Here is a 26,789-nt window from a genome sequence, read left to right on the forward strand (position 1 = left end):
AAAATAGTAAAATTAGAACATGTCTAAGGTAAAATATTATTACGATTCTGAAAATTTAGCCTATAGAAAAATTGAAACGAAACGACGTAAGAAGTTTGCCTACATTATGCTTTTTTTACTTTCTTCGGCTTTGTTTGGCTTTTTGTGTTTGGTAGCGCTTATAAACACGCCTTATTTTGAAACTCCAAAAGATAAAATTTTAACGAGTGAATTAGAAAACATGAAAATTAACTACCAACTTTTAAATAAAAAAGTTGAAGTTATGGATGAAGCTTTGACAGCAATTGAAGAAAGAGATAACAATATTTACAGAATTTACTTTAATACTTCTCCAATTTCTGACGAAGAACGTAAATCGGGTTTTGGTGGAATTAATCGCTATAAAGATTTAGAAGGTTTTAATAATTCTGAATTGGTAATTAATACATCTAAAAAAGTAGACCGATTGATGAAAGAATTGGCCATTCAATCGAAATCGTTAAATGAAATTGTAGAATTAGGAAAACAAAAAGAAAAACTTTTGGCTGCAATTCCTGCAATACAACCTGTAAAAAATGAAGATTTAAAACGAATGGCCTCGGGTTATGGATACAGAAGTGACCCGTTTACTAAAATTAGAAAATTCCACTACGGAATGGATTTTACTGCTAAAACTGGAACTCCGGTATTTGCTAGTGGAGATGGCGTTGTTTTAAAAGCCGACAATTCATTGTCGGGCTATGGTAATCATATAGAAATAAATCATGGTTATGGCTATGTAACTTTGTATGCCCATTTAAGCAAATATAATTGTCGCCCTGGACAGCGTGTAAAGAGAGGAGATATAATAGGCTATGTAGGAAGTACTGGTCGAAGTGAAGCTCCACATTTACATTATGAAGTAATTAAAAATGGAGAAAAAGTAAATCCGATTAATTTCTATTATGGAAGTATTTCGGCTGAGGAATATATAGCAATTTCAAAACTTGCCAACCAAGAAAACCAATCTTTAGACTAATGCATTTAGACTTACCAGAAGGAAAATTATACTATAGTATAGGAGAAATTGCTACTGCATTTAATGTAAATGCATCGCTAATACGTTTTTGGGAAAAAGAATTTGATATTTTAAAACCAAAAAAGAACGCAAAAGGAAATAGAAAATTTACACCCGAAGATGTAAAAAATCTACAATTAATTTATCATTTGGTTAAAGAACGTGGTTTTACTTTAGAAGGAGCAAAAACTCATTTAAAAGAAAATCAGAAAAAAACTTTAGACAAGTTTGAAATCATTAGAAAATTAGAAACAATTAAATCACAATTAATAGAACTTAAAAATCAACTTTAAATTTATAACTATGAGAAAATTTGCACCATTATTAATAATCTTAGGTTTAGCTGCAATTTTATTTTTTTGGTATATTGGAATAAAAAATGGAGCGGTTCGTGAAAACCAAGCCGTTTCTAAAGAATGGGGTAATGTAGAAACTGCTTACCAACGTAGAAATGACCTTATTGGTAACTTAGTTAAAACTGTTAAAGGAGCTGCTGATTTTGAAAAATCGACTTTAGAAGCTGTAATTAACGCTAGAGCAAAAGCTACTTCTACAACAATCGATCCATCTAATATTACACCAGAACAATTGCAACAATTTCAACAAGCTCAAGGAGGTTTAAATAGTGCTCTATCTCGTTTATTAGTAACTGTAGAAAAATATCCTGATTTAAAAGCAAATCAAAATTTCTTAAAATTACAAGACGAATTAGCAAGTACAGAAAATCAAATTTTAACAGCTCGTACTCGTTTTAATGAAGCGGTTCAACAATACAACAATTACATTTTAATTTTCCCTAATTCAATGTTTTTAGGAAATTATAAAGAAAAACCATATTTCGAATCTGAAAAAGGTGCTGAAAAACCTGTAGATGTAGAATTCGATTTTGGTACTAACGAAAAAGCAGCTACAGAATAATGTCGCAAACCGAAGATTTTTTAACAAAAGCTGAAGAACAAGCCATTGTTGAAGCCATTGTTGAAGCCGAAAAAAACACTTCGGGTGAAATTCGTGTGCATTTAGAAGAACATTCAGAAAAAGATCCTCTTGTGCGTGCGCAAGAGGTTTTCTTCACTTTAAATATGCAAAACACTAAAGCTCGAAACGGAGTTTTAATTTACATTGGAGTAAAAGACAAAAAACTAGCTATTCTTGGCGATGAAGGCATTAACAACTTAGTGGAAGCCGATTTTTGGGATTGCACTAAAGATGTTATTATTACTCATTTTAAAGAAGGAAAATACAAACTTGGTTTAGTAGAAGGTATTTTAAAAGCTGGGGAACAATTAAAAAAATATTTCCCTTATCAGTCTGATGATACTAACGAACTTTCAAACGAAATATCTAGAGGATAATGATTAAAATTATAATAAAATTTGTTCAAATACTATTTTTGATATTATTCCTTTTATTTCAAAATTTAGGTTGGGCACAATTTGATATTCCGAAAAAACCTAGCTTTCAAACATCAGTTTACGACTATGCTAAAGTATTAAGCGCATCAGAATTTAAACAATTAGAAGAAAAATTAGTTCGCTATTCTGATACTACGACAACTCAAATAGTTTTTATTTCGATTGATGACTTAAAAGGAGAAGATATTGGAATTTTAACTCCAAAATGGGCTCACGAATGGGGAATTGGTCAAGAGAAAGAAGACAATGGCGTTTTAATTTTATTAGCTAAAACGATAGAAAGATTTGGATTTCTCCTGGTTATGGAGTTGAAGACAGATTAACTGCTGGAATTACGGGTGAAATTGTGCGAAATATTATTATTCCCGAATTTAAAACAGGAAGTTATTATAATGGTTTAGACAAAGGAACCGATGCAATTATTGATGCTTTAAAAGGTAAATATCAAGGAACTCGAAAAAGTAACGATGGTAGCATTTTACCTTTTTTAATTTTCATTGGCGTATTCATTTTAATCATAATACTCGCTGCAAAAAACAACAAAGGTGGCGGAAATGGTTCAGGTGGAAGATTCTCTGGTCCCGATTTAGCTGATATGATTATCTTAAGTCGTATGGGACGTTCTGGTGGATTTGGCAACAGCGGAGGATTTGGTTCTTCTGGTGGTGGTTTCGGCGGAGGCGGCTTTGGTGGTGGCTTCGGTGGTGGAGGTTTCTCAGGAGGAGGAGCTGGCGGAAGCTGGTAAACCCAAAAATTATCAATTATCAATTATCAATTATCAATAAACAAAATTAAATGGCTTCAGGATTTTTTGCCGTATTAGATGACATTGCTTCTTTAATGGATGATGTTGCTTCGGCAAGTAAAATTGCAACACAAAAGACAGCGGGAATATTAGGTGATGATTTGGCAGTAAATGCTGAAAAAGCAACTGGATTTTTAGCATCAAGAGAAATTCCTGTATTATGGGCAATTACAAAAGGTTCTTTTTTAAACAAAATTATAATAGTTCCTTTAGCTCTAACACTAAATGCTTATTTCCCAATTGCAATTAAATTTATTTTAATTTTTGGCGGAATTTTCTTGGCTTATGAAGGTGCTGAAAAAATTATCGAATTTCTTTTTCATAGAAATAAAGAGGAAGAAACAACAGTATTAGTGGAAACTACAAATGCTGAAGACGAAGAGAAGGCAAAAATTAAATCGGCAATTACAACTGATTTTATATTATCGGTAGAAATTGTAATCATAGCTTTAGGAACAGTTTTAGACCAAAGTTTAAATGTTCAAATTATAACAGTTTCTGTGGTTGCTTTCTTAGCTACTATTGGTGTTTACGGAATTGTAGCACTAATTGTAAGAATGGATGATTTTGGTTTTAAATTAATCAAACAATCAAACAACACAGGTTTTCTAACTTCTTTAGGTAACACTTTGGTTAAAGCTTTACCTTATGTCATTAAGTTTTTAGGTTTTATAGGAACTATTGCTTTAATACTAGTTGCAGGTGGAATTTTTGCTCATAATATTGATTATTTTCATCATTTTTTACCGCAAATTCCTGCTACATTAAAAGAAGTAATTTTAGGATTAACCATAGGAACATTAGCTTTCTTAATTATTAGTCTCACAAAAAAGACAATTCAATTAGCAAAAAAATAAATTATAAAAAAAGCTCGAAAAATCTCGAGCTTTTTTTATTACTTCTGTCTGAAATAAATATCAATTGGTACCCCCGAAAAATTATAAATATCACGTAATTTATTTTCAATAAATCTTTTATACGGATCTTTAACATACTGAGGCAAGTTAGCAAAAAACACAAACTGAGGTGTTGGTGTTGGCAATTGCATACAATATTTAATTTTAATATATTTTCCTTTAATTGCTGGCGGCGGAGTGTGTTCTATAATAGGCAACATTGTTTCATTGAACTTAGAAGTAGCAATACGTTGCTTTCTATTTTCGTAGACTTCAACTGCCATTTCTAAAGCTTTTAATAAACGTTGTTTTGTTAAAGCAGAAACGAAAATAATAGGCACATCAGTAAAAGGTTCTATTTCTTTTCTAATTATTGCTTCATATTCTTTTGCACTATTGGTGTCTTTATCTACTAAATCCCATTTGTTTACTAAAATAACAACACCTTTACGATTCTTTTGTGCCAACCAAAATATATTTTGATCTTGACTTTCAAATCCTCTTGTTGCATCAATCATTAAGATACAAACATCAGAATGTTCAATAGCACGAACCGATCGCATTACCGAATAGAATTCTAAATCTTCTTTTACTTTTGCTTTTCTACGAATTCCTGCTGTATCTACTAATTTGAATTCGAAACCAAAACGGTTATAAGTTGTATCGATAGCATCGCGAGTTGTTCCTGCAATATCAGTTACTACAAAACGATCTTCTCCAATTAAAGCGTTAATAAAAGAAGACTTACCTGCATTTGGTCTTCCTACCACTGTAAATCTTGGTAACGGATTTTCTTCTTCTTCAACTTCAGGCATTTCTGGTAAAACCTCAACTAATTTATCTAAAAGTTCACCTGTTCCACTTCCGTTCATTCCAGAAATTGTAAAATATTCTCCTAAACCTAAAGAATAAAATTCTACCGCATCTGCTGCACGCATAGCATTATCAACTTTGTTAACTACCAAAATAACAGGTTTGGTAACTTTACGCAATAATTTTGCAACAGTATCATCCATTGGTGTAATACCTTCTTCAACATCTACAACAAATAAAATAGCATCTGCTTCGTCAATAGCTAATTCTACTTGACGGCGGATTTCTCCTTCAAAAACATCATCAGAACCTACGATATATCCACCAGTATCAATTACTGAAAACTCTTTTCCATTCCATTCACTTTTTCCATAATTACGATCTCTTGTAACACCACTTACCGAGTCTACAATGGCATCGCGACGCTTAATTAATCGGTTAAAAAAAGTTGATTTTCCAACATTAGGTCTTCCTACTATGGCTACAATATTGTTCATCTTGTTATTTTTGAGTCTGCAAAGATACTTTTAAAATTTTAAATTATGAATTTTGAATTATGAGTTTTAGGTTATTAGTTAAGTTATGGAGTTGTTTATGCGTTAATTTGTTAGGTTTTTCACTTTTTACTTTTCACTTTTTGTTTCAATTCGCATTAGCGATTGAGCCAAATACCATGTATTAGCGAAAGCGCGACCCGAAATATTTTGAGGGAAATGCCAACAATTTAAAAAATTTAGTATTTTAGTCTTAAATCTATTTACATGCAACCCGAAAAAGAACTTCAATTAAGATTACGTTTTTATAAAACTAGTACGAAAAGTGTTGAAGACATTATAAAAACTTGTGATGCTTTGAAAGATGAAGTGGCTCCCGATTTTCATATTAAATACATGGAAAACCATATTTGGTTAAATATTGGAGCTCGAAGAAGAGAAAAGCATTCACCGCATTTACATGTTGAACTCGACAAAATGGAAGATGGAAATACTGCTGTTAATGGGTTATTTGGTCCTGATCCTGTTTTATGGACAATGTTTATGTTTTTACATTTTATTGTTGCGGGTGTCTTTATCATTTTTTTAATGATTGCTTATTCTAAATGGACATTAGAACAAAATTTTGGATTTGATATTGTGATAATGACACTTATGATTGGTTGCTGGGCAGCATTATATTACATTGCGAGAACAATGAGAAGAAAAGGAATTCCGCAAATGCATGAACTTGAGGATTTAATGGATAGAATTTTAAGTTAGAGAAAAAAAATATTTCTTTTTTAAGAATTTTATTTAATACATTTGGAGGTTATATAACAAGCCTCAATTTTGATAAAAAAATACACCATATTCTTTTTAATTGTATTTATACTACTTCAAACAGTGGGCATGTTTTATTTTGCTACGGTTTCGCATAAAATTTTTAAAAAAATTGCGGAATCTAATAAAAATCCTCATTTAGTTGTAACAAAAACAATTTCTAAAAAGATTATTTCGCAATGAAAATTGCTGATCATGAAATTGTTATGGATGAAGAACTTTATGACATCTTAGAAGAAACTTTTGTAGGTGATTTTATAAAACTAAAATTATATAAAGACAAAAAGAGAAAAACTTTGCTTTAAAAATTAAAAATATTCAGAAGAAAAATCAGTCTTCTAAAAGTAAAAGTATTTTCAAAACCAAAATTGCTTGTTTAGAACAAACTAAGTATTTTATTTCAAAATCTACAAAAAATGAATCTTTAAAAAAGATGCCATTTAGCTTTATTCATATAAAAGAAATTTACCTTTCAATTATAGTTCCTCCTCCCGAATTAGTTTAATAATTTCAATTTTATACTTAGGTGTACTTTTCAGTTCACCCTATAGTTGCTATTATTAATCTAAATAAAAAATAAAATGAATTTATTCAATAAAATGGTAGTTCTTGGAGCTATCGTTAGTTCGGCTGTGAGTTATAGTCAAGAAATAAAAAACGACACGGTTACTAAAGTAAACTATTTAAAAGAAGTTGAAGTAACTGCCACTTCAAATACAAATAAAACTATTCTAAGTCAGCCACAATCTATTTCTAAACTTGGAGAAAAAGAGTTGAATAGAAGTACTGGTTTGTTCTTAGATGATGCTATCAATACAAATGTTCCAGGAGTAAATATGCAAAGAAGAACAGTTTCTGCTGGTCAACAATTTAACATTCGTGGATATGGTAACGGAGTTAGAGGTACAAATGGTACCAATAGTAACTTTGACACTCAAGGAACAAAAGTATATTTAAACAATATTCCAGTAACAGATGCAGAAGGTATTACGTTAATGGATGATTTAGATTTTTCATCAATTGGAAATGTAGAAGTTGTAAAAGGACCGTCAGGTTCATTATATGGTTTAGCTATTGCTGGTGTTGTAAACTTAAAAACAATCCAGCCAGAGTTAAACAAATTCTCACTAGCTCAAAATACTTTATTTGGTAGTTATGGATTAAAAAGATTAACTACTCAAGCTCAAATTGGAGGAAAAAATGGCGCTTTGTTAGTAAATTACGGAAACCAAAAATATGATGGTTTTATGAAACATACTGCTTCAAGCAAAGATTTTGTAAACATTTTTGGCACTACTACTATTAGCGAAAAACAAAAAGTTAATGCTTATTTAGGATATAGTGATAGTTATGATGAAAGAAATGGTGAGTTAACAAGAGAACAATACGAAGATTTTGATTATTCTGGCAATCCAAATTACATAAAAAACGACGCACATTCGCATGTAGTAAGCTTTAGAGGTGGTTTAAACCACGATTATCAATTTACTAAAAACATTGGAAATTCATTCTCTGTTTTTGGTTCAAGTGTAACAAGCGACGTAAGTTCTGCTGGTGGTTGGACAGATAAATCGGCATTAAATTATGGGTTTAGAACTGCTTTCAATTTAAATTTTGACTTAGGAACTGCTTTTAAACTTTCTGGAATTACTGGAACTGAAATGCAACAACAAAACTCACAAGCTATTAGTTATGCCATGACAACTAATACAGCAGATCCTGACGGTTATAATATTATTGGTACACAAAGAAGTAACAGATATTCTATTTCAAAAACGAATCATTTGTTTACAGAATGGACATTAAATATGCCTTATGATTTTTCTGTTACTGCAGGAGTTGGAAGCAGTTATATGGGAATTGAATCGCAAGACAGAATGAGTCCAAGTACTTTAACTGCGTCTTATAAAGATATGATATCGCCTAAGTTTGCAATTAATAAAGTTTTCAATAAAGCTGTTTCTGTATATGCTTCATTTAACAAAGGTTACAAAGCTCCAGTGAGTTCTTATTTTTACATTCCTTACACAGGAGAAGTAAATAAAGATTTAAAAGCAGAGGTTGGAACTCAATTTGAAATTGGTTCGAAAGGTAATTTATTACACAACAAATTGACTTACGAATTAGCAGTTTTCCAAACAAATTTCAAAGACAAAATGACTTCAGTAGCTGTGCCAGATGCTACTAATACAGCAACTTTATATTCTTATGTTGTAAATGCTGGAGAACAAGTTCATAAAGGAATAGAAGCTTCTGTAAAATATGAATTAATTACTGCTGAAAATGGATTCTTTAAAAGTGTAAGTCCGTTTGCAAATGTTACTTATTCAGATTTTAAATACAAAGACTACATCTATCAAAGAGCTTATAATACTTCTTTTGATTTTTCAAATGAAAAAGTTTTAGGAACACCTCCAGTAGTTTTTAATGCTGGTGTTGATTTTGCTATTAAATATGGTTTATATGGAAATGTAACTTATAATTATAGAGATGCTATGTTCTACAGTTATGTTCCAGAATCAAACGCTACTGATCCATATACAAAAGTTCATTATGAAACAGCTAGTTATAGTTTGTTAAATGCTAAATTAGGTTACCAAAGAAATATTACAAACCACTTATCATTAGATGCTACATTTGGTGTAAACAATATTACTAATACGCAATATTACCAAATGGTATTCTCTAACCAGTTACCAGATGCTTATATACCAGCACCTTATAATGCAACTTTCTTTGGCGGATTAAATTTAAAATATACATTCTAATTAATAAAAGAGCGGTTTTATGCCGCTCTTTATTTTGATAATATGAAAACTATAAAATATTTAGTATTGTTGCTTGTTGTTTCGAGTTGCGAAAGGTTTTCTAAGGAAGACAAAAAGCAAGAAGCTACTACAAGAATTGTTTGTATTGCAAAGCAATATAATGAAATTATTTGTGCATTAGGCGCTCAAAAAGATTTAGTTGCTGTAGATGTATCGAGTACTTATCCGGCTGAATTAAAAGAATTACCAGCAGTTGGTTATCATAGAGCATTGAGTTTGGAAGCTATTTTAGCTAACAAACCAACTATTATAATTGAAGATGATAATATTGGTCCGGAAACTGTGGTTGATCAATTAAAGAAGTTGAAAGTTCCGATGAAGCAATTTGGTAAGTATGAACAAACCATTGCAGGAGCCGATTCTCTAATTCATGAAATGGGTCGTTATTTTAAAAGAGAAAAAGCGGCTGATTCTCTTTGTGTTAAGTTGAAAAAAGAATTTGATGCAGCTATTGAAAAAACAAATTCTTTTACAAAAAAACCTAGAGTATTAGTAATTCATTACGGACAAGCTTCAAATGTGTATTTAGTAATGACTAAAAATAGTACTGGTGGTAAAATGTTAGAATGGGCTGGTGGCGAAATTGCTATTGATGAAGAAAAAGGAATGAAACATCTTTCTCCTGAACTTGTAGCAGCTGCAAACCCTGATGTGATTTTAATTACCGATTTTGGTTATGATAAACTGGCTGGTTCTTATGAAAAAATAGGAGAACTTCCTGGAGTTTCAAGTACAAAAGCATACAAAGACAAGAAAATTTACAGAATAGAAGAACATGATTTGGTGTATTTAGGTCCAAGAACAGGTCAAAACATTCAACTTATTCAAAAATTAATTCATCAATAATGTTTTTTACAAAACGAGATAGCTTTTTATTGATTACGCTACTATTATTGCTAGTTGTGGTTTTCTTATTATCCATAGGATTGGGAGCAGTTAAAATTTCACTTGATGAGATTTTATCCTCGTTTTCTAATTTCTTTTATGGAAATGAATTTACAACCTTGAACGAACGAATTTTTATTGATATAAGATTACCAAGATCAGTTCTAAGTGTTTTAGTTGGTGCTACATTAGCAGTAGGAGGAATTTTGGTTCAAGCACTATTTAGAAATCCAATCGTAGAACCTGGCTTAATAGGAACTTCAAGTGGAGCAGCTTTTGGCGCTTCATTTTTTATTGTATTGGGAAATACTTTTGCTTTTGCAACTAACAATATTTCGTTACCATTAATTGCTTGTATCGGTGGAATAATTGGAACATTTTTGGTTTTTTCGTTATCTAAAATTAACGGAAACAACAACTCGGTAACAGTTTTGTTATTAATTGGAGTTGCTGTAAATGCATTGTTTTTAAGTGGAATTGGATTTCTGTCTTATATAGCTCGTGATCCACAAGCACGTTCTATTACATTTTGGAATTTAGGAACACTTTCAGGAGCTAATTGGCAAGCAGTTCAAATGGTGGCTGTTTTTTCTGTTTCAGGTTTAATTTTATCCTATTTTTTAGGAAAGAAATTGAATACTTTAATTCTTGGAAACGATGAAGCTAGCTATTTAGGAATCAACGTGAATTCATTAAAATATCAAGTTTTAATCATTAATGTTATTATGGTTTCGGTAGCTACATCATTTGTTGGAGTTATTGGTTTTGTGGGATTAATTGTTCCTCACATTATACGAATGATAAGTGGTTCCGATATTCGAAAACTTATTATTTTCGGTTCCTTATTTGGTGCTATTTTTCTTTGCTTTGCCGATTTGGTTGCACGACTATTATTAAGTCCGGCTGAATTGCCAATCGGAATTGTAACTTCATTTGTAGGAGTTCCAGTATTTATTATTTTATTGCGAAAATCTAATTACTTTTTTTAATATGCTTACAACTAAAAATTTATCTGTTGGTATTGCCAATAAAGTAATTCTAGAAAATGTTTCGGAAGCATTTGAAGCTGGAAAAATATCGTTAATTATTGGTCCAAATGGCGCCGGTAAATCAACTTTTATAAAAGCAATTTGCGGTCAGTTGAAGTTGAACCAAAAAGGAACAGTGGATTATGATACTGAAGTTTTATCTATTTCGGAATTAGCAAAAGTAAGAGCTGTTTTATCTCAAAATAGTAAGTTGAACTTTCCATTAACCGTTCGTGATATCGTAATGATGGGAAGATATCCGCATTTTAATAATTATCCATCGGAAAAAGATAAACGAGCTTGTAACGAAGCTATTCAGTTTTTTGAATTGGAAAATTTTATAGATAGAAATTACTTGACTTTAAGTGGAGGCGAAATGCAACGCGTTCATTTTGCTCGAGTTTTGGCTCAAATTTGGTTTTCCGAAGAAAATAAAACACGCTATTTAATTTTAGATGAACCTCTGACATTTCTAGATGTGCATTTTCAATATAGTTTTATGTACAAAATGCAAGAATTGGCAAAAGAAAATAATATTGTAATTATTGGCGTTTTACACGATTTGAATTTAACTGCAAAATTTGCCGATAAAATTATGTTGCTTAGCCAAGGAAAAGTAATTGCATCTGGAAATAAAACCGAAGTCTTGACTAAAGAAAATATATTGGAAGCTTTTAAAATGGAAGCAAAAATCCATACAGTAGAAAACGAAATCTTCATTCATTTTTAAAAAATAAAGCCTGATAAATTTATCAGGCTTTATTTTTATTTTTTTTGATTGTAACCAAAACGTTTTAACTGTCTTTCATTGGTACGCCAATCTTTATTTACTTTCACGTAAGTTTCTAAAAAGATTTGTTTTCCAAAGAATTTCTCTAAATCTTCTCTTGCTTGAATTCCTACTTTTTTAATAGCTGCACCTTTGTGACCAATTATGATTCCTTTTTGAGTATCACGCTCTACCATAATTACGGCACGAATTCGGATAATATCATCATCTTCCTTAAATTCTTCCGTTTCAATTTCTACGGCATAAGGAATTTCTTTATCGTAGTTTAATAATATTTTTTCACGAATAATTTCATTTACAAAGAAACGCTCTGGTTTGTCTGTTAAAGCATCTTTCGGATAAAACGGTGGCGATTCTGGTAATAAATCGATAATTCTATCAAAAACGGTTTGTACATTGAATTTTTCTAAAGCCGAAATAGGAATAATTTCTGCATTTGGCACTTTTTCTTTCCATAAATTAACGTGCTCTTCTAAATGCTCTTGATTCGATTTATCAATCTTATTTAATAATAATAAAACTGGAATATTAGCATGAATAATACGCTTAAAAAATGCTTCATCTTTTAACTCCTTCTCTCCTATTTCAACCATATAAATTAAAACATCAGCATCCTCAAAAGCATTCTTTACAAAATCCATCATGGAACTTTGTAACTCATAAGCGGGTTTTATAATTCCTGGAGTGTCGGAAAACACAATTTGAAAATCGTCTCCGTTTACAATTCCAAGAATTCTATGACGAGTTGTTTGTGCTTTACTAGTAATAATAGACAATCGTTCGCCCACTAATGCGTTCATCAGGGTTGACTTTCCTACGTTAGGATTGCCAATAATATTTACGAAGCCTGCCTTATGCATGATTTTTAGTTTTTAAGGTTAACATTTTAAGCCGAATGTCCACTGGACATTCTCCTCTTAATATCAAATCTATAATATTAACAAAACCTGCTTTGTGATTCATAATCTATAATTTATAATGCAAAGGTAGTTCAAATATTACAACAATGCTAAAATTAGAAGTAGAGTATCATGTAATGTAATTTTAATTTGAAGCTCAGTAAAATAGTTGTTTTTAAATTTCTTAACCTAGATTAACTTTTTAATTAAACTCAAATTCCGTAATTTGCAATCATAAAACTTAAAAAATAATTAATATTAGGACTATGAAAAAAAATGGTTTATTCGCTTTAGTAGCAGCTGGTTTAATTTTGGCATCATGTGGTGGTAAATCTACTGAAACTACAACATCAGCAGAACAAGAAGTTGCCGCAACTACAGAAAATGTATTTGCAGTAGATACAACTGCTTCAGTTGTAAAATGGAAAGCATTTCACAAAGGTGGTTTTGCACCACGTTGGGGTACTTTAAGTATCCAAAATGGAGAAATTTCGGTGTTAGGTGATGCCGTTAATGCAGGTAGTTTTGTAATTGATATGCAATCGTTAAAAGTTGATCCAGCTTCTGTAACTGAAGAAGGAAAAAAAGCTACTGATCTTGAAGCACACTTAAAAAATGCTGATTTCTTTGACGTTGAAAACAACAAAACTGCTGAATTTAAAATTACTAAAGTTGAAGATTTAGCTGCGCCTTTAGCAGAAGGTGAAGGTGTAAAAGATGCAAACAAAATGTTAAGTGGTAATTTAACATTATTAGGAAATACCTTAAATGTTTCTTTTCCAGCTAAAATTGATGTAGTTGATAACACAGTAACTATTCTTGCTGATTTTACTGTAAATCGTGCTGAGTGGGGAATCAAATTTGGTACTACTGAAGCAGATCCAGCTGAATGGATGATTAGTAAAGATATCGAAATTAGTGTTGATGTAAAAGCAACAAAATAAGTTTTTAAAACAACTTTTTCTTACTTAAAAAGGTGCCTTTCGGCACCTTTTTTTAATTAAAAATCATTGAACCATTGAAAATTTGATTTAATAATTAAAGATTTATTTTCTTTTAAATGCTCTAAAAATGCTTTTGCTACTGGAGCTAACGATTTTTGGCTGTTCCAAATTAGGTTCCAATTTGTGTTAAGGGGTAATTCTTTTAAATTGATAATTTTTAAATCTCCGTTAAGCATTTCATTTTTAATACCAATTAGCGGCATTAACGAAATTCCTAAACCTGCAATAACTGCTTGTTTAACAGCTTCGTTTGAAGTGAGTTCTAGTCGTTTATTTATTTTAATTTTATTAACATCAAAAAAGCGTTCCATTTTAAATCTTGTACCTGAGCCTTCTTCTCTAAAAATAACGGGTAAATTTTCTAAATCTTTTAATTTTAGATTTCTTAAATTTTTGTACATATCATCATTACATACAAGAAAAATTTTATTCAGTAAAAGTTCTTCATTAAATACCATTGGCTTGTCCGGAATAATTGATACAAAACCAAAATCAACTTCATTCTTTTCTACACTATCAATTACTTTTGACTTGTTTGTTACATCTAAAATTAGCTCTATACCTGGGTTTTCAGTAATGAATTTACTTAGAAAATAGGGGATTACGTATTTTCCTGTAGACACTGAGGCAATTTTTAATTTACCAGTAATTAATCCTTTATAAGAATTGGTTTTGTTTTTTATGTCTTCTGTTTTTTCGAAAATTTCTTTAGCAATGGAAGCAATATCATTTCCGAAATCGGTTATAAATAATTGCTTTCCAATTATTTCAGTTAATGGAATTTCAAACTGATCTTGAAAGTTTTTTAATTGAATTGAAACTGCAGGCTGCGTTAAGTTTAACTCTTCAGCTGCCTTTGTTATATTCTTAGTTTCTACAATTTTTAAAAAGATGCTTAGCTGATGCAACGTATAATTCATAAAATATTTTTATGATAAAAATATAAAATATAAATAAAAATATATGATTATTTGATTGGATATTTGTAAAAAAATAAATCACAATGAAAAAAGTAACTATTGCAAAAGGGGATGGAATTGGTCCTGAAATAATGGAAGCAGTTCTTAGAATTATTAAATCGACAAACGCTAGTATCGATTTTGAAGAAATTGAAATTGGTGAAAAAGTGTATTTATCAGGAAATAGTTCTGGTATTTCTGATGCTTCATGGGACATTATTAGAAAAAATAAAGTGTTGTTAAAAGCACCCATTACTACTCCGCAAGGTGGCGGTTATAAAAGCTTAAATGTAACCATGAGAAAAGCTTTAGGATTGTATGCCAACATTCGCCCATGTGTTGCCCTTCATCCATTTGTAAAAACTAAATTTCCAACTCTAGATGTAGTTATTGTTCGTGAAAATGAAGAAGATTTATATGCTGGTATAGAACACCAACAAACTGATGAAGTTGTTCAATGTTTAAAGTTAATTAGCCGACCAGGTTGTGAGAAGATTATTCGCTATGCTTTTGAATATGCTAAAAATTATGGACGCAAAAAAGTGACTTGTTTTAGCAAAGACAACATTATGAAGCAAACTGATGGTTTGTTTCACAAAGTGTTCAAAGAAATTGCAGTTGAATATCCTGAGATAGAATCAAATCATATGATAATTGATATTGGTACGGCCTATTTAGCCGATCATCCAGAAAAATTTGATGTTATTGTAACCTCAAACTTATATGGTGATATTATATCGGATGTAGCGGCTCAAATTGCGGGTTCTGTTGGGCTTGCAGGTTCTGTAAATATAGGAAACGAATGTGCCATGTTTGAAGCTATTCACGGTTCGGCTCCAGATATAGCAGGCAAAAACATTGCTAATCCTTCTGGTTTATTACAAGCCGCTGTCTCAATGTTAAACCATTTGGGATTTGTAACTGAAGCTACAAAAATTCAAAATGCTTGGTTAAAGACAATAGAAGATGGAATTCACACTGCCGATATTTATGATGAAACTACGAGTACAAAACTTGTGGGCACGAAAGAATTTGCTGCTGCTGTTATTGCAAATTTAGGTGAAGTACCTCAACAATTAAAGCCTGTTCTTTCTCCTAAACAAAGCCTTATTCAACTTCCTAAATATGAAAGAAAGAAACGTTTACAAAAAGATTTATTAGGAGTTGATTTGTTTGTTCATTGGGACGGATACAATGCGGATACTTTGGCAACAATTTTACAAAAAATAGAACAAGAAAACTTAAAACTTGTGATGATTACTAACAGAGGTGTAAAAGTTTGGCCCAATGGATTTGACGAAACGTTTTGTACTGACCACTGGAGATGTAGATTTCAAACTCAGGATGGTTCTCCAATAACTTCTTTGACGGTTGTAAAACTGCTAACTGGTGCGATAGATTTTGGTATCGATGTTATCAAAACTGAAAATTTATATCAGTTTGATGGTGTGAAAGCTTTTTCAATGGGACAAGGACAATAAGAGTTGGTTAAATTTAAAAGTACTGAATGATGCCTATTATAATGGAACAATTGATCTTATCTGGATTAATCATTTTAATTCTTTTATTATTATTGTTAATCTCTAAAAAGAAGTGTTATGAAAAAAGGTAGTTTTAATCTCTTAAACGGTACTTTTTCTGTTAAAGAGGCTTTATATATTTTAATGGAATTATATTCTAATAAAATAACTTTTCACCAAAGGGATGTTTTTAGTAAAGAAGAACGTAACCAGGGTGATGTAACCCATTCAAAAAATAGAATTATAGAATTGACAGAAGATAAAAATAGAATTCGCGAAATTTTGACTTCTTCTGAAAATCTAGAACGTAAGGTTAAAATTAATGGGGAAATATTTTTAGAAATAATTGATTAAAAATTGAGATGTTTAAAGGTAGAACGTTACTAATTGCAACAATTCACGGTAAAGAAAAAGTTATGCAACCGCTTGTTGAGCGCGCACTTGGTGTTAAGGTTGTAAAAAATACTGCATTCAATACCGATACATTAGGAACTTTTACTGGAGAAGTTGAGCGAAAAGGAAGCGCCATAGAAACTTTAAGAGCGAAGTGTTTGATTGCTATGAGAAAGAGTCAGGTTGATTTGATTTTAGCTTCGGAAGGTTCTTTTGGCGCTCATCCTTTTTATTTTTTTACTGCTGCCAATGAGGAATTTGTTATGCTTAAAGATTTTAAAAACGACATTGAAATTGTAGCGAAAGTTTTGAGCACTACTACTAATTTTTCTACAAAAGAGATAGATGACTTTAATTCGTTGCTAACTTTTGCAGAAGCAGTACAATTTCCCTCTCATGCTATTATTTTAAAATCGGATTATACAAATTTTAAATATTGTTTTAAAGGCATTACCGATACCAAAACCCTGAAGGATAAATTTGATTTTTTACAACTAAAAGGTACAAAAATTATTGCTGAAACCGATATGCGAGCCCAATATAACCCTAGTAGAATGCTCGTAATTGAAGAGGCTACAAAGCATTTAATTACAAAATGCAAATCGCTTTGTCCAAATTGTAATTTTCCAGGTTTTGATGTTGTTGAAGTGCTTTCGGGGTTGCCTTGCAAATGGTGCTCCTCTCCTACTGAGAGTACATTAATGCATTTATACGAGTGTAAAAAATGTAGTTTTAAATTGGAAAAAAAATATCCACACGATAAAAAATTTGAAGACCCTATGTATTGTAATACTTGTAACCCATAATGATGAGAATTGGTAACGATATAGAAGAAGCTGCTTACTGGCTTAGAAAAGGAGAAGTTGTAGCTATTCCTACAGAAACTGTATATGGTTTAGCTGCTAACATTTACAACGAAAAAGCCGTTGAAAAAATTTATACACTAAAAAATAGACCCAAAAACAATCCTTTAATTGTTCATTTAAAATCGGATAAGGAATTGTCTAAATATGCCGTAAATATTCCTGTAAAAGCAAAAATTTTAGCTCAAACTTTTTGGCCTGGCCCCTTAACCCTAGTATTGGAAAAATCAGCACAAATACCATCTCACATAACGTCAGGAAAAGACACAGTAGGTTTAAGAGTGCCTGCAAAAAAAATACTTTTAGAACTGTTGCATGAACTTGATTTTCCACTTGCTGCACCGAGTGCCAACCCATCAAATAGAACAAGTGCAACTTCTACCGATCATATTATTGAATATTTTAAAGGAAAACCTTTAGCTTATGCTTTAGAAGGTGGAGCCTGCGAAAAAGGTTTAGAATCAACCATTATAGGATTTGATAAAGGCGAACCTGTTATTTATAGACTGGGTGCCTTATCTATTGAATTAATTGAAAAAGTAGTAGGCAAAGTAACTGTTTTTAATAAAGCTACTGAAATAATACTTGTACCGGGAATGTTTTCTAAACATTATGCTCCCAAAACAAAATTGCTTCCCGTTGAGGATTGGAAAGATTACTGCAAAAATAATCCAAATAAAAAATTGCTTTATTAACCTCGGGTACACTTTTAGAAACAATTCCAAATTATGTTAGCCTTTTTAATCTTTCTGTAACCCATGATTTAGATGAAGTGGCTCGTAATTTATACAAAACACTTTTTGAAATAGATCAACTAGAATTTGATGAAATTATATTTCAATATTTCCCTGAAAATCAATTAGGAACTACTATAAATGATCGTTTAACTAGAGCTTCAAATATATGAATATCGATTTATTAATTGAGAACCTTAAAAATCCTGCTTTATTATTTTTATCTTGGGATTTATTGCCATTCGACTTGAGAGTGATTTGAGAATTCCTGAAAATTCTTCCAAATTTATATCGATTTATTTACTTTTCTCCATAGGATTTAAAGGAGGTCAAGAGCTAGCACATAGTACGTTTGATATGGAAATTGTTTGGAGTGTTATTTTAGGAATTTTATCGGCTGTAGTAATACCTATTTACTCATTTTTCTTATTAAAAAGGAAACTTTCTATTGAAAATTCGGGAGCCATTGCAGCCGCTTATGGTTCTGTGAGTGCAGTTACCTTTGTAACGACCATTTCATTTTTAGAGTTACAAAATATTTCTTTTAGCGGACATATGGTTGCTGTTATGGCACTTATGGAAGCTCCAGCAATTATTGTAGGTGTCATTTTAATTCGTTTGTTTTCTCAACAAAAAACAATTGAAAACTATTCTATTTTAAAGATCTTTAAGCATTCTGTTACAAATGGAAGTGTTTTGTTAATAATAGGTAGTTTAATTATAGGTTTTATCTCTAGCGAACAACAAGCGATGGGTATTAAACCTTTTACAACAGATATTTTTAAAGGATTTTTAGCAATTTTTTTATTGGATATGGGGATATCTAGTGGAAAAAATTAAAAGATCTAACAAAATTTGGAAGATTTACATTTTTATTTGCAATTATTTTCCCACTGCTAAATGGTTGTATAATGGCAGTTTTAAGTCAATTTTTTCTTAATGAAATAGGCGATAGGTTATTACTTTCAATTTTAGCTGCAAGTGCATCATACATAGCTGTTCCTGCAGCTATGAAAATAAGTGTACCTTCTGCAAATCCTGGACTATACATACCTATGGCTATAGCAATTACTTTTCCTATCAATATAACCATAGGGATTCCAATATATTTTCAATTGATTTTGTAATTTAAATTATACTAGTAATGATATAAAAAAAGCCACTCAGTTTTGAGTGGCTTACTTAGTAGCGGGAACTGGACTCGAACCAGTGACCTTCGGGTTATGAGTTTAAAACTCATCAATTGTTAATTTTTAAAAACCTGAAAATCAATAACCTAATATTTTATTTTCCACTATAAAAAGTAAAAACGTTTACGTTTTTGTTTACTTTTATTTGTGCAAATATAGTTTTTTATTTCTAATTTCAAAAAAACGACTCACTTTTATGCTAGTTTTTTTTAAAAAAAGAGCTCTTTTTGTAGCTCTTTTTCTTTAAAAATTAGCACCTTTTGCACACCTTTACCTCTTTAACCCTTATAAATAAAGAGAAGTAAAATATTGTATCAGCAAAATAGAAAGGTTTTCTTACAAAAAAGTTTATAATACAAATGTTATATCAGTTTGTTTTTCTATAACTCCAAACTGCTAATCCATTTATAGTAATAGCAAATGCAGTAATTATTGATAAATTTATCAAAACCTCTTGTAAACCTGCTCCTTTAAGGAGAACCATTCGAATAAATTCAACAAAATAACGAATTGGATTAAAGAGTGTTATATTTTGAGCCCATTTAGGCATACTTTCAATCGGTGTAAATAAACCGCTCATTAGAATAAAAATCACCATAAAAAACCAAGCAATAAACATAGCTTGCTGTTGTGTTTCGGTATGGTTAGAAATAAACAAACCAATTCCTAAAATGAGTAATAAATAAATTGCAGTAAATAAATACACTAAAAATATATTTCCTAACATAGGAACGTTAAAAACTAATTTTGCAATTAACAACCCAATTGTTAAAATAACCAATCCTAATACCCAAAAAGGAAATAATTTACCAATTATGAATTGATGTTTTTTTATTGGTGTAACGTTGATTTGTTCTAAAGTTCCTAATTCCTTCTCTCTAACAATATTCATTGAAGAAAGGAATAAAGTAAGCATGGTAACTAATAACACTAAAATACCTGGAACCATAAACGTTTTATAATTTAAAGTATTGTTGTACCAAAATGAAGGAATTACTTCTATTCTACTCAGATTTTTATTGCCAGTAAGTGATTGATTCTCAACTAATATATTTTGATTGTATTGTTGCACAATTTGAGCTATATACACATTTTGAACTCCTGCTGTTGCTCCGTCAATTGCATTAATAAGAACTTGAATTGACGTTTTGTTTTCGTTTGTTAACTGTTTTTCAAATTGTTTCGGAATTTCAATAACTGCATCTGTTTTTCCTTTATTTATGTATTCAATTCCTTCATTTGAAGAGTTTAAAAGTTTCGTTTCAGCAAAATATGAATTTGTTTGAAATTTTTCGATTAAGGCTCTCGATTGCATGGAATGACTATGATCTACAATCGCAACTTTAATGTTTTTTACATCGAATGTAGCTGCATTTGACAATACCAAAAGTTGAAAAATTGGCAAAATGAAAATTAATCGAAGCATACCTTTATCTCTAAAAATTTGCTTGAATTCTTTTTGTATGATATAACGAATGATTCTCATTTTACTCTAATCTTGTTTTGTATTTTTTTATACTTAAACCAATGAAAACTGATGTCATAACTACTAAAATCATGGTTTCTTTGGCAATATATTGTAAGCCAACTCCTTTAAGCATAATCGATTTCACTATAATGATGAACCATTTTGCAGGAATAATGTTACTCATTACTTGCATGGGTAAAGGCATTGAGGCAATAGGAAAAATAAATCCTGAGAGAATGATAACAGGAAGCATTAATCCCATTAAAGAAATCATCATGGCGGTTTGTTGCGTTTTAGAAATCGTAGAAATAAAAATACCTAATGAAAGAGCGGTAACAATAAATAATATACTTTCAAATGCTAATAAAAAGAGACTTCCGTTTATTGGCATTCCGAAAATAAAATAGCCCATACTAACAATTACAATAGCATTAATTATTGATAAAAATACATATGGAAAAACCTTGCCAATAATTACTTGAAATGGTTTTAAAGGCGAAACCAATAAAACTTCCATTGTACCTAATTCTTTCTCTCTTGTAATAGAAATTGAAGTCATCATTGCAGAAACCAGCATTAAAATAACTGTCATTACGCCTGGAACAAAATTGAAAACACTCTTTAATTCTGGGTTGTACAACATTCGGGTTTGAATATTTATCCCAATATTGTTTGCACTAGAATTTTGATTTTGATAATTTAATAGAATTGATTGTGTATAATTAGCGATTGTATTGGCAATATTAGGTTCAGTAGCATCTGTTATTACTTGAATAGTTGCCTTTTTTTCGGTTTGCAGTTTTTTTGTAAAATCTTTCTCAAATAGTAAAACGGCTTTTATTTTTCCTTTTTTAAATTCAGAGGCAATTGCTTTTTCGTTTGTTATTTCATTTTCAATATTGAAATAATCTGAAGCTTTTAACTTTTCAATAATTTTTTCAGATTCTGAATCTTTCGCATAATCTAAAATGGCTACTTCTACATTATTAATTTCATTAGTAATGGCAAATCCAAATAATAAAATTTGAGCAATAGGCATTCCGAAGAGAATAAAAAGTGAACGTTTATCTCTAAAAATGTGAAAGAATTCTTTTTTTACAAAACCTCTAAATCGCTTCATTACTATTTAATTATTCTATGTTACGAGCCAACTTTAAAAACACTTCATTCATAGATTCAACACCAAATTGTTTTTTCAAATTCTTTGGCGAATCTAAAGCTTCAATAACACCTTCAACCATTATCGAAACTCGATTACAATATTCGGCTTCATCCATGTAATGTGTTGTAACAAAAATGGTTGTTCCTTTATGAGCTTCGGCATAAATTAATTCCCAAAATTGTCTTCTCGTAATTGGATCAACGCCTCCTGTAGGTTCATCTAAAAAAACAATTTTAGGTTCGTGTAATAGTGCAACCGAAAACGCTAATTTCTGTTTCCAACCTAATGGCAAATCGCCAACTTTAGTTTTTGTGATATTTCCCAATTGGAGATTTTCAATTAAAGTTTCTGTTTTTAATTTAATTTGATTTTTTGATAAACCATAAATACCACCAAAAAATGTAATGTTTTCTTGTACCGATAAATCGTCATAAAGTGAAAATTTCTGGCTCATATAACCAATACTTTTTTTCACCAATTCACTTTGTGATTGCACATTATAACCTGCAACAATTGCGTTACCACTTGTAGGATTTGAAATACCAATTAGCATTTTCATAGCCGTAGTTTTTCCAGCACCATTTGCACCTAAAAATCCAAATATTTCGCCTTTGTTTACGTGAAAAGAAATACTTTTTACAGCTGTAAAATCTCCAAACTTTTTGGTTAGGTTTTCTACTTCTATGATTTTTTGTTGGTTCATTGTCTGTTCCATTTATAAATCCATAAAAACATCTTCAATACTTGTTTTTGCTTTTTGAATGGTAATATTTTGATGCCCTTTTTCGGCTAAATAACTCATTAAGTTTTCAATTTTAAATAAATCGCCTTTATCAGTATAATGAACAAATTCACCAAAAGCATACACGCTATAACTTGATGGAAATGCTTTTAAATCTTCAATTAATTGATACATCGTATCTGATTTTACTTCGTAAATTGCTTTTTCATACGAATTCACAATGTTTTCAGGCGAATCTATTTTTAATATTTTTCCTTCTTGAATTAAAGCAATTCTATCACACAAAGCGGCTTCATCCATATAAGGAGTAGATACTAAAATTGTAATTCCTTTTTGTTTTAATCGCTTGAGCATTTCCCAAAATTCCTTTCTCGAAACAGGATCAACTCCAGTTGTAGGTTCGTCTAAAAACAAAACTTTAGGTTTATGAATCAAGGCGCAGCATAATGCCAATTTTTGTTTCATTCCACCTGATAAGGCTCCAGCTCTTCTATTTTTAAAAGGTTCAATCTGCACATAAATATCTTCGATTAAATCGTAATTTTCTTCTACAGTTGTACCAAAAATGGTTGCAAAAAACTCTAAATTTTCTGCTATGGTTAAATCTTGATATAAAGAGAATTTACCTGGCATATAACCTACAGCATTTCTAATTTCTTTTACATTTTTTATAATGTCATATTCGGCTACTGTTGCATTTCCTTCATTAGGAATAAGTAAAGTAGTGAGTAAACGAAAAAGAGTAGTTTTGCCCGCTCCATCTGGACCAATTAATCCAAAGAGTTCCCCTTCATTTACTTCAAAACTAATGTTTTGTAGCGCCTGAACCTCTTTGTAACTTTTGGATATATTTTGAACCGAAATACTCATAAATTATTTTATCAATAAAAAATTACTTTTTTCATGTGCATCTACCCAATGTTTTACATTTACAGGAATATTGAAATAATCTCCCGATTGTAATTGAACAGATGTTCCATTTTCGTCATTATAAGTAGCATTTCCATTTACACATACTAACAAAGCTGGAACTTTTGTTATGTGTTCTTTTAATTGTTCGTTTTTAGCAATTTGCAATGAAATCACTTTAGCTTCACTTGGTTGAAACAATAGGTTTGTTTGAACAGCTTTATCTTCGGTATGTAAGTTGTTTAAGTTCATAGTTGTTGATTTTGAATTTGTTTTGGTTGATTTGCATCCAATTGCAATAGATAACATTGCGATAAATAATACTTTTTTCATTCTGAATCTAATTATTAATTAAGCCATACTTCAGCTGGCATTCCTATTTTTAAACTTCCGTCGTTTTTTACTTTTACTTTTACAGCGTAAACTAAATTGGTTCTTTCTTCTTTGGTTTGAATTACTTTTGGTGTAAACTCGGCTTGCGAACTTATCCAAGAGATTGTTCCGTTGTAGGATTTTGTGCTATCATTAGAATCGATAACAATTTTTACATGCTGACCAATTTTTATTTGTGGTAACTGTGTCTCTGAAAAATACACACGAAGCTCCATTTCATTAAGATTGGCAATTTTATAAAGTGGTTTTCCAAAGGCCGTAATTTCTGATGCTTCGGCATATTTTGTTAAAACTGTTCCGTCAATTGGATTAATAACTTGCGATTTTTTTATCTGGTCTTCTAATTTTGCAATTTGAACTTCAATAGATTTGACTTCATTTAAAATAGGTGCATTTTGCGTTTGAACACTATTAATTTGTTTGTTGATTACATTAACTTTTCCTTCAATTTCATCTACTTGTCTTTTTGTTGCTGCATTTTCGTTGAACATGTTTAAAATTCTATTCTGTTCAATTTTAGCGGTTTTTAATTGTTCGTTTAAAACAGATATTTGTGATAAAACCGAAGCTGATTTGGATTGAACCGTTGCTATAGAAGCTTTAAGTTGTTCTTTATTAAAATGCAATTGAAGCGTATCGATTAAAGCTACAACTTGACCTTTTTTGATTTCATTTCCTTCTTCAATATTTAAAAACTCAATTTTACCGTTTGCTTCAGAGGAAACGGTAACTTCGGTAGTTTCAAAATTTCCGTATGCATCAGCATTTTCGTTGTTTTTATTACAACTTGACAATACTATTGAAACAAAAATTATTTTTATGAATGTTTTCATTTTATGTCGATTTAATTTCCTTTAATAATTTGATAATTCGCTTTTGCCAATTCTAATTGAACTTTATGTGTTTGTTCGTTGATTTTAGCTTCAAAAAGTTGAGTAACTTCATTCAAATAATCTGATGAAGTAATAACACCATTTTTCATTTGCGCTTCGGCTGAAAGAACAATTTTTTCTCGTAATTGAATAATCTCAGCATCACTTATAATTTGTTGCTCAATTCGCTCTATTTCAAAATTAACTTCTTGTAATTGGCTATTGATATTTAATTCAAAAGTTTCTTTTTCGGTTTCAATTAGTTGTTTTGAAATCTCTAAAGCCTCTTTTTCTTTTTTGGTTTTATTCCAATCGAATAATGTCCAGTTTAATCGAATTCCAGCCATGTAAAAAGTTTCAAATGAATTATTCAACATATTTAAAGCAGGATTTCCATAGCCACCTTGTGCAAAAGCATTCACTTTTGGGTAATTAGTTTTAGAAATAAGGCTTTTATTCGCATCTATTTGTTGATTTTGCAATTCAAATAATTTGTATTCTGGACGACTACCTTCTTGACTTATAATTGATTTTTCTACTACTAATACAGTATCTTCATTAAAGTTTGAATCAGTTAATTTATTTAGATAATTGAAGAGTTTTAATTTTTCGTATCGAATATCGTTAGATTGCTGATTAATTTTAATAATCTCAGCTTCAATTACTTGTTCAGAAGAAGGCAAAACGGCATCAAACTTAACAGCCGCTTGAATTTCTTTAATTTTCTCGAGAAGTAATACTTTTTTTGCCGTTACTAATTCTTGTTTTTTCTGTAACAATAAGATTCCAAAATAATATTGATTTACAACACTTTTCAATTGATATAATGTAACTTTTACCTGTTGCTGTTGCGTTTTGGTTTGTGCTGTTTTTAAATTAGTTTGCGCTTCTATAACATTTCCGTTATAAATAAGTTGGTTCACATCTAAAGTTGCACGATATTGATCTTTGTTTAGTGGTTCAATTGTAGCGTTGGGTAAAGAAAAAGGAACTTGAGTAACTTCCGATTGATAAGTAGCTTGAGCATTTAACGAAATTTTTGGTAATTTATCTTTATTAAAAGCTTCTGTTTGAACTTCAAGCTGATTTGCTAAAATTGAATTTTGTTTCGCTAATGGATAATTAGTTTCCACCAATTGATAACATTTTTCTAATGTCAATTGCTCTTGAGCAGTAACTATTTGGAAAAGAAAAAAACTTATTATTACTATTTTATACTTCATCATTTTTAATTGCCATAATTATTTGATTACTTATATGTTTTTTACGTTCAATCATTAGATATTTAAAATCTTCTTCTGTTAGCTGTAACATGCCTTTTACTAAACCTTGTGCTGCAAATGAGAAAATTGTCATGGAGAAAATATCTAATAATAATTGTTTAGGATTGATTGGTTTTATTATTCCCAATTCAATTTCTTTTTCAATTTGAGCGATAAGTTTAATAGGATTAGGTCGGTTTTCAACATTTAAAAACTTAGATACAAATTCACTATTATTATTCATTTCTTGGACAATGAATTGTGGTAAAAATGGATATTCAAGAACAAAATTGATGTAGCTTTGTGTAAACTTTTCAATCTTAGCAAAAACTGAATCTTCAGAGTTAAAAATAATATTAACCTGTGGTGCCAATTTTCCAAAAGCATTTAAGAATACGGCTTCAAATAGTTTTTCTTTGCTTCGAAAGAAATAATGAAGCATGGCTTTATTAATCTCAGCTTCATCAGCTATTTCTTGCATTCTTGCACCACTAAACCCTTTTCTTTGAAAAACTTTAAATGCAGCTTCGAATATTTTTTCTTCAGTTGACATAAATTAACTTTTTAGATTAACCAAATGGTTAACAAAGATAGGAACTTTATTATA

28 protein-coding genes and 2 pseudogenes are annotated in these 26,789 nt (G+C 30.5%); 19 read left to right on the forward strand and 11 right to left on the reverse strand.

Features of this window, described 5'->3' with window-relative positions; genetic code table 11:
- Positions 1–19 precede the first annotated feature (19 nt).
- The 6 genes and pseudogenes from GCU34_RS07730 to GCU34_RS07755 all read left to right on the forward strand — a co-directional run bounded on the left by GCU34_RS07730 (position 20) and on the right by GCU34_RS07755 (position 4,113).
- A complete protein-coding gene (locus GCU34_RS07730) occupies positions 20–997 on the forward strand; it encodes a M23 family metallopeptidase (RefSeq protein WP_072784398.1) in 978 nt (325 codons plus the stop codon).
- Positions 997–1,329, forward strand: a complete 333-nt coding sequence (locus GCU34_RS07735; RefSeq protein WP_072784409.1) for a MerR family transcriptional regulator — start codon at positions 997–999, stop codon at positions 1,327–1,329. Before GCU34_RS07730 ends, GCU34_RS07735 begins: the two co-directional genes overlap by 1 nt.
- A 10-nt stretch (positions 1,330–1,339) precedes the next feature.
- Positions 1,340–1,954 carry a LemA family protein gene (locus GCU34_RS07740; RefSeq protein ID WP_072784410.1) on the forward strand — a complete coding sequence of 205 codons (615 nt, stop codon included), beginning with the start codon at positions 1,340–1,342 and terminating at the stop codon, positions 1,952–1,954.
- Complete coding sequence (locus tag GCU34_RS07745; protein ID WP_072784412.1) at positions 1,954–2,391, forward strand: TPM domain-containing protein; 438 nt, start codon at positions 1,954–1,956, stop codon at positions 2,389–2,391. Before GCU34_RS07740 ends, GCU34_RS07745 begins: the two co-directional genes overlap by 1 nt.
- Positions 2,391–3,196 (forward strand): annotated as a pseudogene (locus tag GCU34_RS07750) (TPM domain-containing protein). Before GCU34_RS07745 ends, GCU34_RS07750 begins: the two are co-directional and overlap by 1 nt.
- Positions 3,197–3,246: 50 nt before the next feature.
- Positions 3,247–4,113: a DUF808 domain-containing protein gene (locus tag GCU34_RS07755; protein ID WP_072784414.1), complete on the forward strand. Its 867-nt coding sequence runs from the start codon at positions 3,247–3,249 to the stop codon at positions 4,111–4,113.
- Positions 4,114–4,151: 38 nt separating this feature from the next.
- Here GCU34_RS07755 and der read toward each other — a convergent pair whose 3' ends face one another.
- The gene (gene der / locus GCU34_RS07760) at positions 4,152–5,462 is read right to left on the reverse strand and encodes a ribosome biogenesis GTPase Der (protein WP_072784416.1); all 1,311 of its coding nucleotides are present in this window, start codon (positions 5,460–5,462) and stop codon (positions 4,152–4,154) included.
- Positions 5,463–5,726: 264 nt separating this feature from the next.
- On the opposite strand from der, the gene GCU34_RS07765 reads away from it, so the two are divergent.
- The 6 genes from GCU34_RS07765 to GCU34_RS07785 all read left to right on the forward strand — a co-directional run bounded on the left by GCU34_RS07765 (position 5,727) and on the right by GCU34_RS07785 (position 11,752).
- The gene (locus tag GCU34_RS07765; protein WP_084656949.1) at positions 5,727–6,221 is read left to right on the forward strand and encodes a hypothetical protein; all 495 of its coding nucleotides are present in this window, start codon (positions 5,727–5,729) and stop codon (positions 6,219–6,221) included.
- A 239-nt stretch (positions 6,222–6,460) separates the two neighbouring features.
- Positions 6,461–6,586, forward strand: a complete 126-nt coding sequence (locus GCU34_RS14090; protein WP_262884240.1) for a hypothetical protein — start codon at positions 6,461–6,463, stop codon at positions 6,584–6,586.
- A gap of 276 nt (positions 6,587–6,862) precedes the next feature.
- Positions 6,863–9,049 carry a TonB-dependent receptor gene (locus tag GCU34_RS07770; RefSeq protein ID WP_072784428.1) on the forward strand — a complete coding sequence of 729 codons (2,187 nt, stop codon included), beginning with the start codon at positions 6,863–6,865 and terminating at the stop codon, positions 9,047–9,049.
- 42 nt (positions 9,050–9,091) lie between these two features.
- Complete coding sequence (locus tag GCU34_RS07775; protein WP_072784430.1) at positions 9,092–9,955, forward strand: heme/hemin ABC transporter substrate-binding protein; 864 nt, start codon at positions 9,092–9,094, stop codon at positions 9,953–9,955.
- A complete protein-coding gene (locus GCU34_RS07780) occupies positions 9,955–10,983 on the forward strand; it encodes a FecCD family ABC transporter permease (protein ID WP_072784432.1) in 1,029 nt (342 codons plus the stop codon). The genes GCU34_RS07775 and GCU34_RS07780 overlap by 1 nt, the downstream gene beginning before the upstream one ends.
- A 1-nt stretch (position 10,984) precedes the next feature.
- Positions 10,985–11,752: a heme ABC transporter ATP-binding protein gene (locus GCU34_RS07785; protein ID WP_072784434.1), complete on the forward strand. Its 768-nt coding sequence runs from the start codon at positions 10,985–10,987 to the stop codon at positions 11,750–11,752.
- Between the two features lie 35 nt (positions 11,753–11,787).
- On the opposite strand, the gene era is transcribed toward GCU34_RS07785, so the two are convergent.
- Positions 11,788–12,675 (reverse strand): GTPase Era, encoded by an 888-nt coding sequence (gene era / locus GCU34_RS07790; RefSeq protein WP_072784435.1) that lies wholly within the window; start codon positions 12,673–12,675, stop codon positions 11,788–11,790.
- A 302-nt stretch (positions 12,676–12,977) separates the two neighbouring features.
- On the opposite strand from era, the gene GCU34_RS07795 reads away from it, so the two are divergent.
- On the forward strand, positions 12,978–13,655 hold the full coding sequence (locus GCU34_RS07795) for a YceI family protein (protein WP_072784437.1): 678 nt from the start codon (positions 12,978–12,980) through the stop codon (positions 13,653–13,655).
- Positions 13,656–13,711: 56 nt separating this feature from the next.
- On the opposite strand, the gene GCU34_RS07800 is transcribed toward GCU34_RS07795, so the two are convergent.
- Positions 13,712–14,635 carry a LysR family transcriptional regulator gene (locus tag GCU34_RS07800; RefSeq protein ID WP_072784438.1) on the reverse strand — a complete coding sequence of 308 codons (924 nt, stop codon included), beginning with the start codon at positions 14,633–14,635 and terminating at the stop codon, positions 13,712–13,714.
- 83 nt (positions 14,636–14,718) lie between these two features.
- On the opposite strand from GCU34_RS07800, the gene GCU34_RS07805 reads away from it, so the two are divergent.
- From GCU34_RS07805 to GCU34_RS07825, 6 genes and pseudogenes are all read left to right on the forward strand, one after another.
- Complete coding sequence (locus GCU34_RS07805) at positions 14,719–16,155, forward strand: NADP-dependent isocitrate dehydrogenase (RefSeq protein WP_072784440.1); 1,437 nt, start codon at positions 14,719–14,721, stop codon at positions 16,153–16,155.
- Between the two features lie 117 nt (positions 16,156–16,272).
- Positions 16,273–16,548 carry a hypothetical protein gene (locus GCU34_RS07810; RefSeq protein ID WP_072784442.1) on the forward strand — a complete coding sequence of 92 codons (276 nt, stop codon included), beginning with the start codon at positions 16,273–16,275 and terminating at the stop codon, positions 16,546–16,548.
- 8 nt (positions 16,549–16,556) lie between these two features.
- Positions 16,557–17,393 carry a DUF6671 family protein gene (locus GCU34_RS07815; protein ID WP_072784444.1) on the forward strand — a complete coding sequence of 279 codons (837 nt, stop codon included), beginning with the start codon at positions 16,557–16,559 and terminating at the stop codon, positions 17,391–17,393.
- Complete coding sequence (locus tag GCU34_RS07820) at positions 17,393–18,145, forward strand: L-threonylcarbamoyladenylate synthase (protein WP_227658660.1); 753 nt, start codon at positions 17,393–17,395, stop codon at positions 18,143–18,145. Before GCU34_RS07815 ends, GCU34_RS07820 begins: the two co-directional genes overlap by 1 nt.
- Positions 18,146–18,222: 77 nt before the next feature.
- Positions 18,223–18,357, forward strand: a complete 135-nt coding sequence (locus GCU34_RS13955; RefSeq protein WP_262884241.1) for a Sua5 family C-terminal domain-containing protein — start codon at positions 18,223–18,225, stop codon at positions 18,355–18,357.
- Positions 18,354–19,311: pseudogene (locus GCU34_RS07825) on the forward strand (sodium-dependent bicarbonate transport family permease). Before GCU34_RS13955 ends, GCU34_RS07825 begins: the two are co-directional and overlap by 4 nt.
- A 430-nt stretch (positions 19,312–19,741) precedes the next feature.
- Here GCU34_RS07825 and GCU34_RS07830 read toward each other — a convergent pair.
- The 8 genes from GCU34_RS07830 to GCU34_RS07865 are packed head-to-tail and all read right to left on the reverse strand — an operon-like array spanning position 19,742 to position 26,735.
- Complete coding sequence (locus GCU34_RS07830; RefSeq protein WP_072784458.1) at positions 19,742–20,860, reverse strand: ABC transporter permease; 1,119 nt, start codon at positions 20,858–20,860, stop codon at positions 19,742–19,744.
- Position 20,861: 1 nt separating this feature from the next.
- Positions 20,862–21,962, reverse strand: a complete 1,101-nt coding sequence (locus GCU34_RS07835; protein WP_072784469.1) for an ABC transporter permease — start codon at positions 21,960–21,962, stop codon at positions 20,862–20,864.
- A 10-nt stretch (positions 21,963–21,972) separates the two neighbouring features.
- Positions 21,973–22,707, reverse strand: a complete 735-nt coding sequence (locus GCU34_RS07840; RefSeq protein ID WP_072784666.1) for an ABC transporter ATP-binding protein — start codon at positions 22,705–22,707, stop codon at positions 21,973–21,975.
- A gap of 12 nt (positions 22,708–22,719) precedes the next feature.
- Entirely contained in the window at positions 22,720–23,616 is an 897-nt protein-coding gene (locus GCU34_RS07845) for an ABC transporter ATP-binding protein (protein WP_072784471.1), read from the reverse strand.
- Between the two features lie 3 nt (positions 23,617–23,619).
- A complete protein-coding gene (locus GCU34_RS07850) occupies positions 23,620–23,988 on the reverse strand; it encodes a cupin domain-containing protein (RefSeq protein WP_227658661.1) in 369 nt (122 codons plus the stop codon).
- Positions 23,989–24,002: 14 nt separating this feature from the next.
- A complete protein-coding gene (locus GCU34_RS07855; protein WP_072784473.1) occupies positions 24,003–24,881 on the reverse strand; it encodes an HlyD family secretion protein in 879 nt (292 codons plus the stop codon).
- 11 nt (positions 24,882–24,892) lie between these two features.
- The gene (locus GCU34_RS07860; protein ID WP_227658662.1) at positions 24,893–26,146 is read right to left on the reverse strand and encodes a TolC family protein; all 1,254 of its coding nucleotides are present in this window, start codon (positions 26,144–26,146) and stop codon (positions 24,893–24,895) included.
- Positions 26,133–26,735 carry a TetR/AcrR family transcriptional regulator gene (locus GCU34_RS07865; protein WP_072784477.1) on the reverse strand — a complete coding sequence of 201 codons (603 nt, stop codon included), beginning with the start codon at positions 26,733–26,735 and terminating at the stop codon, positions 26,133–26,135. Before GCU34_RS07865 ends, GCU34_RS07860 begins: the two co-directional genes overlap by 14 nt.
- Positions 26,736–26,789: the final 54 nt, after the last annotated feature.

Source organism: Flavobacterium haoranii, from assembly GCF_009363055.1.
GTDB classification, from domain to species: Bacteria; Bacteroidota; Bacteroidia; order Flavobacteriales; family Flavobacteriaceae; genus Flavobacterium; species Flavobacterium haoranii.

Bases quoted from the DNA above. Each gene is read 5' to 3' on its own strand.
- GCU34_RS07745 (WP_072784412.1), top strand. From the start codon at position 1,954: ATGTCGCAAACCGAAGATTTTTTAACAAAAGCTGAAGAACAAGCCATT.
- GCU34_RS07805 (WP_072784440.1), top strand. From the start codon at position 14,719: ATGAAAAAAGTAACTATTGCAAAAGGGGATGGAATTGGTCCTGAAATA.
- GCU34_RS07855 (WP_072784473.1), bottom strand. From the start codon at position 24,881: ATGAAAACATTCATAAAAATAATTTTTGTTTCAATAGTATTGTCAAGT.
- GCU34_RS07770 (WP_072784428.1), top strand. From the start codon at position 6,863: ATGAATTTATTCAATAAAATGGTAGTTCTTGGAGCTATCGTTAGTTCG.
- GCU34_RS07765 (WP_084656949.1), top strand. From the start codon at position 5,727: ATGCAACCCGAAAAAGAACTTCAATTAAGATTACGTTTTTATAAAACT.
- GCU34_RS07820 (WP_227658660.1), top strand. From the start codon at position 17,393: ATGATGAGAATTGGTAACGATATAGAAGAAGCTGCTTACTGGCTTAGA.
- GCU34_RS07830 (WP_072784458.1), bottom strand. From the start codon at position 20,860: ATGAGAATCATTCGTTATATCATACAAAAAGAATTCAAGCAAATTTTT.
- GCU34_RS07815 (WP_072784444.1), top strand. From the start codon at position 16,557: ATGTTTAAAGGTAGAACGTTACTAATTGCAACAATTCACGGTAAAGAA.
- GCU34_RS07740 (WP_072784410.1), top strand. From the start codon at position 1,340: ATGAGAAAATTTGCACCATTATTAATAATCTTAGGTTTAGCTGCAATT.
- GCU34_RS07780 (WP_072784432.1), top strand. From the start codon at position 9,955: ATGTTTTTTACAAAACGAGATAGCTTTTTATTGATTACGCTACTATTA.
- der (WP_072784416.1), bottom strand. From the start codon at position 5,462: ATGAACAATATTGTAGCCATAGTAGGAAGACCTAATGTTGGAAAATCA.
- GCU34_RS07865 (WP_072784477.1), bottom strand. From the start codon at position 26,735: ATGTCAACTGAAGAAAAAATATTCGAAGCTGCATTTAAAGTTTTTCAA.
- GCU34_RS07850 (WP_227658661.1), bottom strand. From the start codon at position 23,988: ATGAAAAAAGTATTATTTATCGCAATGTTATCTATTGCAATTGGATGC.
- GCU34_RS07730 (WP_072784398.1), top strand. From the start codon at position 20: ATGTCTAAGGTAAAATATTATTACGATTCTGAAAATTTAGCCTATAGA.
- GCU34_RS07795 (WP_072784437.1), top strand. From the start codon at position 12,978: ATGAAAAAAAATGGTTTATTCGCTTTAGTAGCAGCTGGTTTAATTTTG.
- GCU34_RS07835 (WP_072784469.1), bottom strand. From the start codon at position 21,962: ATGAAGCGATTTAGAGGTTTTGTAAAAAAAGAATTCTTTCACATTTTT.
- GCU34_RS07775 (WP_072784430.1), top strand. From the start codon at position 9,092: ATGAAAACTATAAAATATTTAGTATTGTTGCTTGTTGTTTCGAGTTGC.
- GCU34_RS07810 (WP_072784442.1), top strand. From the start codon at position 16,273: ATGAAAAAAGGTAGTTTTAATCTCTTAAACGGTACTTTTTCTGTTAAA.
- GCU34_RS07840 (WP_072784666.1), bottom strand. From the start codon at position 22,707: ATGAACCAACAAAAAATCATAGAAGTAGAAAACCTAACCAAAAAGTTT.
- GCU34_RS14090 (WP_262884240.1), top strand. From the start codon at position 6,461: ATGAAAATTGCTGATCATGAAATTGTTATGGATGAAGAACTTTATGAC.
- GCU34_RS07785 (WP_072784434.1), top strand. From the start codon at position 10,985: ATGCTTACAACTAAAAATTTATCTGTTGGTATTGCCAATAAAGTAATT.
- GCU34_RS07800 (WP_072784438.1), bottom strand. From the start codon at position 14,635: ATGAATTATACGTTGCATCAGCTAAGCATCTTTTTAAAAATTGTAGAA.
- GCU34_RS07755 (WP_072784414.1), top strand. From the start codon at position 3,247: ATGGCTTCAGGATTTTTTGCCGTATTAGATGACATTGCTTCTTTAATG.
- GCU34_RS07845 (WP_072784471.1), bottom strand. From the start codon at position 23,616: ATGAGTATTTCGGTTCAAAATATATCCAAAAGTTACAAAGAGGTTCAG.
- GCU34_RS07735 (WP_072784409.1), top strand. From the start codon at position 997: ATGCATTTAGACTTACCAGAAGGAAAATTATACTATAGTATAGGAGAA.
- GCU34_RS07860 (WP_227658662.1), bottom strand. From the start codon at position 26,146: ATGATGAAGTATAAAATAGTAATAATAAGTTTTTTTCTTTTCCAAATA.